The sequence below is a fragment of the Rhodococcus sp. P3_B8 genome (assembly GCF_056402775.1).
On record NZ_JBFUGT010000398.1, the window covers coordinates 1 to 5,201 of the forward strand.

Annotated in this window: 4 protein-coding genes and 1 pseudogene; 3 read left to right on the top strand and 2 right to left on the bottom strand. The window is 60.7% G+C overall.

The genetic code is table 11. The features are described 5' to 3' along the window. The first annotated feature begins 644 nt into the window (after nucleotides 1–644). A complete protein-coding gene (locus AC1D1G_RS41380) occupies nucleotides 645–1,238 on the top strand; it encodes an HAD family hydrolase (protein ID WP_477956511.1) in 594 nt (197 codons plus the stop codon). Nucleotides 1,239–1,282: 44 nt separating this feature from the next. On the opposite strand, the gene AC1D1G_RS41385 is transcribed toward AC1D1G_RS41380, so the two are convergent. Next, entirely contained in the window at nucleotides 1,283–1,612 is a 330-nt protein-coding gene (locus AC1D1G_RS41385; RefSeq protein WP_477956512.1) for a hypothetical protein, read from the bottom strand. Between the two features lie 931 nt (nucleotides 1,613–2,543). Here AC1D1G_RS41385 and AC1D1G_RS41390 point away from each other — a divergent pair. Continuing rightward, entirely contained in the window at nucleotides 2,544–3,842 is a 1,299-nt protein-coding gene (locus AC1D1G_RS41390; RefSeq protein ID WP_477956513.1) for a hypothetical protein, read from the top strand. A 566-nt stretch (nucleotides 3,843–4,408) separates the two neighbouring features. Here AC1D1G_RS41390 and AC1D1G_RS41395 read toward each other — a convergent pair. Then, nucleotides 4,409–4,771 (bottom strand): hypothetical protein, encoded by a 363-nt coding sequence (locus tag AC1D1G_RS41395; RefSeq protein ID WP_477956514.1) that lies wholly within the window; start codon nucleotides 4,769–4,771, stop codon nucleotides 4,409–4,411. A gap of 300 nt (nucleotides 4,772–5,071) precedes the next feature. Here AC1D1G_RS41395 and AC1D1G_RS41400 point away from each other — a divergent pair. Next, nucleotides 5,072–5,201, top strand: a pseudogene (locus AC1D1G_RS41400) (IS30 family transposase); the annotation flags it as partial.

Genomic DNA, 5,201 nt, shown 5'->3' on the forward strand with positions numbered 1-5,201 from the left:
GGGTAGACCTGGGGTAGACCTGAGGTACGGATCCACGGCAGACCAAGGTCGAACCGGAAGAGAAGATTCCACCTCTCGGTCGTGGCACCCAGCACGAGTTGTAGGCACCGACGCAAAAAGCACGGCCCACTAACTGGGCTCAGCGCGGTGGGCCTGCGTCAGACGGGGGTTCTCTGACGCCGAGGCCACATTTGACCCCGCGCAACCATGCAGCTTGGTAACCAGATGTTCGTGCTCGCGGGCGGCGCCCCTTCATCAAGGGCGTCGCCCGACGTATGTCTGGGGAACCTCCGCGTAGCTCCGCCGCCGTGCAGGTCACCTGCTTCGGTGTTGCGTCGACGCAATCACCGGCGACAGAATTGGGTGCCCGAGGCAGTAGCTGAGGGAAGTGGTTCGTGTAGGAGGTCTCCGGGGCGTAAGAACCCCAGTCGGCAGCCCCACTCAGCGGTTTCCAGCCTTGCGCGCCCACCCGCATACGATGAACGCCCCTCGCTGCTGAGGGTGGCGAGCTGGTGGTGCGTTGAACACGGTTGTTGCGCTCTCTACGGCTCTCTAGTGACCACGGGGGTGGGGGCTACCCCAGAATCCGCGCCGGTGGGCGTGGYGCCGGGACCTCGGCCGGCCACGTGGCTAGGGTCGGGCAGGTGAGCGGTAGCGAGCGGGTGGTGATGTTCGACATCGACGGCGGCCTGGCTGACCTGTCGGCATTCACCCACCTCCTGACCGGAGACTCGGAAGGGAGCCGCCGACAGGCGTGGCAGCGGTTCTTCGACCATGTCGGGCAGGCGGCGGTCATCGAACCGGGCCGAGATCTGGTGGAGGCGGTGGCCGGTCTGGGGTTGGTGGTTGTCTATTCCACGACCCGGCCCGTTTCCTGCGCGGAGCAGACCCGGATATGGCTCGGGCATAACGGTTTTCCACCCAGTCGCGCGCTGTTGTGCCGCTCTCGTGGTGATGTCCGACCGGCGGTCGAGGTCAAAGCAGGTCACTGTCGGGCGGTGGGGTCGTGGTTGTCGGCGTTCGTGGACGACGACCCGGAAGCCGTGGACGCATTACGCTCCGGCGGGGTGCGGGCGCATGCGTTCGACGAGTTGTCGGGCCTGCGGGTACGCGAACTCAAGACGGTGCTGGCCACAGGGACGCCCGCCGCGCAGACCGGCAACGGGACGAACAGGCGACGGCGTCAACGCAACACACCGCACCACAGACAGGGTCAGGTGGCACAGAGATCACGCTGATCCGGGACTCCGGTGATCGGTGTCGCGGCGACTCCCTAGACTTTTCACCCATGCTGACTGCCTGGGGCGATGAGAGCGGATCGCAGCCCGACCGCGACCCCGACACGTACCTGATCGCGGCAGCGTTGTGCGACGAGGACGATGTCCCGGAAGTCCGCAAAACGATGGAATCTCTTCGTCTCACGACGGAGAAAAAGGTCCATTGGCACGGCAGCAGCGCCGACCGCCGGCACGATCTGGTCGATGCAGTCGCGGGGCTCCCTCTGGCAGGTCTTGTCGTCATTCACACCGAAGCCGCGGTCTCCGACCGGCGCCACCGCAGAAAGTGCCTGGAGTATCTGCTCCCCAACCTGGCCGAGATGCCGTGCAGTCACATCACACTTGAATCCCGCAGCAACCTCGACGCAAGCGACGTCGACATCCTGCAGAAGTTCCGAGCACAGAGAGTGATCACCTCATCGCTGCGGGTGAACCAACCACGCCGTCGGAATGGTCGAGCCGGCGCTCTGGGTCGCGGACATCGTGTGTGGCGCGGTGGTCCAATCACGGGTCGGAAATCCCACCTACCTGGCGAAACTCTCAGGTGCGGTCGACCTGCGCCAGATTTGACCCGGAAACGACGCGAGCCACAGGCCTCGTCGTCCGGCGAGTTGTCCTGTGGCTCACTTCCAGCCCCACCTCGATGGGGTGGCTTCACCATGGAATATACCAATCACGCCGCGTTTGTTCCAAGGTAGATGTAATTCGCCTGCTCACCGGCACGGACGCCCATGTCGAGTGCTAGTGGGCGAATGTGAGAAGCCGCATCCTCGATGGTTCCACAAACGTGGCTACAGTCGCTGGTCGGTTGCTGCCATGACACGGTGGCTGGGACGTCGGGGGTGTAGTCCTTTCGCCTGTGCCGCGGATCGGACCTCCCTGCCGGTGATCTCGGATCGCCCCACTCGGCCCGTCCGACGGTGCCCTTCCCGGGCTGTGCTGTGAGTTGACACTCGATGGGAGCCGCCTATCTCCCTGATGCAGCGCCTCAGCACTGGTGCGGTGCCTCAGCACTGCTCAATGTGAGACAATCCGAATCAGTGTATAACTATGCAATATTCATGCCGATACGCTCGGACCTACAGTCAAACAGGACCAACCGGTCTTGACCTTTCGCCGATCAGCAGCGGACGATTGGGGTTCCTAGATTTCCACCCATCTACCCGCCGGAATCCGTGGCCCCACCGCACTACGTCAGCGAGACCGCAGCTTCACGACGGCCGGCGTGTACGTCGGTTGAAGAGTCAATTCGAAAGGCAACCTGCCATGGGCAGCACGGACCTCATCACCTACTTGAACTACATGTCTACCTGGGAGACCGAATCAGATGAAAACATCGACGGCATTATTTCTGAGCAGGCTCTCTTTGTAAATCTTGGAGAATTCGATTCAGACACGGCGGTCAACGCCGAATTCACGACGCTGTACGATTTGTCGTGCGAGGTGCGTGACCTGACCGTTGCGAAGGACGCTACCCAGATTGCCGCCGACGGAGCCGCGGTAGCTGCAATCTGGTCTTTCGGACTTGGGATGGCAGCGTTCGCCGCTCTCCAAGCTGCCGAGATAATTCAGGAAAAAGTTATTTCATCGAAGTCAACCGATCTCAACAATAAGCTGACATCGGTCGACGCTGACATCTCCGCTCAAATCAACTCGCCGGTGATTGATTATGTCGCTAAATACAAGCAAAACAACAATCTGATTGCGAGCAAGGCTCCGGTGGGCCTCGACACGCGAACATGTCGCGGCCTTCTACTGCAATTCTTAGCGCAGGTGCAGAGAAACACGACGTTGGATGTTGGGACTTTCAAGCAGTACGCTGAGTCCGCACGGCGTCTATACAACAGCGACGAGATAAACGCGGTCTACGATGCTTTGGATACGCTGAATCTCAGTCAAAAGACTGATTCCGACGTCAAGAAATTCATGGACTTTCTGGCGGGTTTTAATTTCCCCGGTGAGACTGAGATATCCATGGTCCAAAATGCGTGCATAGCGATTATGTTTTATAAATTGAAAATTGCGAACGCCACCATTAGGGAACAAGCAGAAGCTGCCGGCCTTCCTGTGGAGGAGGTAGACGCCACTGCTTTTGGCGCCATGGATGCTGTCGGCAAGTTCATCGCTGTTGTCGCAGTCGTCATGTCGGTAGCGGACGTTGTGTTTGAAATCCTGGACATTGAGAACGTAGTCACACAGTGTGAAAAGATGTGCGATCAACTGAACGGGCCCATTAAGCAAAGCTACCTCGACTATTTCAACGGAATAAAAACGTCAGCGCGTGCATACAAGGCGGCAATCCAGCCCGACTCTGGCAATAGTGCCGGACGCGACATCCAGCAGATGCAGAGTCAAATACAGCAGTGGGGCTCGATCACCCAATTCGGGGTCCAGATCGGAGAGATCACGGGTACGGCAGATAATCCCGATCAGAAAAGCGAAACAGCAACCAAGACGGACCACGGGTTCTCGGGCTACAACGGGAGCTGGGAAATCGGAAACTGGGGAGACACGCTCAGATTCACCACAGCCCCAGCACTAGCCGATCGGGCGTCTGGGTCTTAATTCTGCCGATCGAGAATCATATGAGTCGCCCGGTTTCCCTCACCGGCGGCGAAGGTGCCGGGTCTCCACCGCGACGATACTCCCAGACCTTGGCATGGCGTGGTTGTCTCACGGATCCGCGTCTCGGAAATGGCCGTTATAGGGAGCTGTCGCATGAGACACCACAAGGGAACGCCGCCGATTCGGATCGTAGGGTCCCTGGATAGGTAGGGTGTGCCGGTGATTGTCGCTGTCGAAGGGCCCAGTGCCGCCGGAAAAACAACGTGGTGCCGCGCAACCGGTGGTCAGTTCGTCGCCGAATACATCCCGACAGGGCAGGAACCGGACGGGTCCGATTTGGCGGAGCAGGCGACCTACTGGGCGCAGGTCAATGCGCAGCGGTGGACACAGGCGCTGACTTTGGAGGACGCCACCGGTGTGGCGGTGTGCGACAGTGACCCGCTGAAATTGCATTACAGCTGGTGCCTGGCAGCAGTGGGTGCCGAACCGGTCACGCGGTTCGAGCACGAACTGGCCGCTGTCCGGCAGATGTTCGCTCAGCGTCGCCTCGGATTCCGCCGATCCGGTCACCTGTCCGGCATCGCACGCCGAAATCGCCAGTCGTACGTGGTCATCACCATCCCGACGGCTGCGCCGAAGAGAGCACCGGCTGGTGCGATCAACCACCACATCAGATCGGTGTCGGACAGCGTCATCCGCGTCAGCGTCGGCAGTCGGTCACCGACATGCTCGATCGCAACGCCATACGGCACAGCCACTATGGTGAGCGCTGCAATAACACCTGCACCGAATCCGAGCCCCATCAGGAGCGTGATCAGCAGGCGTCGGCTGCCACGCCCATCACGCACCAAGGACCATCGAGAACCGGTCAGTCCGTACCCGACAACCCCGAGAACAACGGCACCGAGCACGATCAGTGCGGCGGCCATCCCGGGCCACGTCGGTACCCAGGATGGGGACGGTCGCTCGGCCGAGAATTTGGCAATCGCACGTATCGGGCCCGGCGGCCCGAAGGTCGGCGGCCCGATCCACCTCCACGCCAACGACGCGAGCACTTCGAGGAGGACGCCATAGATCGCCAACGCCGAAACCAAACTCGCGCTATCGGCAAAACGGCTACGTGCAGTCACTTCAGTAGTTCACCAGATCAAGGCTCACGCCCGTATCCCGGTCGCCGATCCTTGGGTTCGTGCGGTGATCGCAACACCACTGATCAAAGGGTGTTGCACATGGCGAAATATTCTCATCGGATGGTTCCGGAGATCTTTCAGACGTTCTGGTCGGGGATGGCGGCGGGTGAGTTCATCACGGGCGCGGCCGAGGCGGCCGGCTCGTATCGCAAACAGGGTGCTCGGTGGC

Bases quoted from the DNA above. Each gene is read 5' to 3' on its own strand.
- AC1D1G_RS41395 (WP_477956514.1), bottom strand. From the start codon at position 4,771: ATGGCCGCCGCACTGATCGTGCTCGGTGCCGTTGTTCTCGGGGTTGTC.
- AC1D1G_RS41390 (WP_477956513.1), top strand. From the start codon at position 2,544: ATGGGCAGCACGGACCTCATCACCTACTTGAACTACATGTCTACCTGG.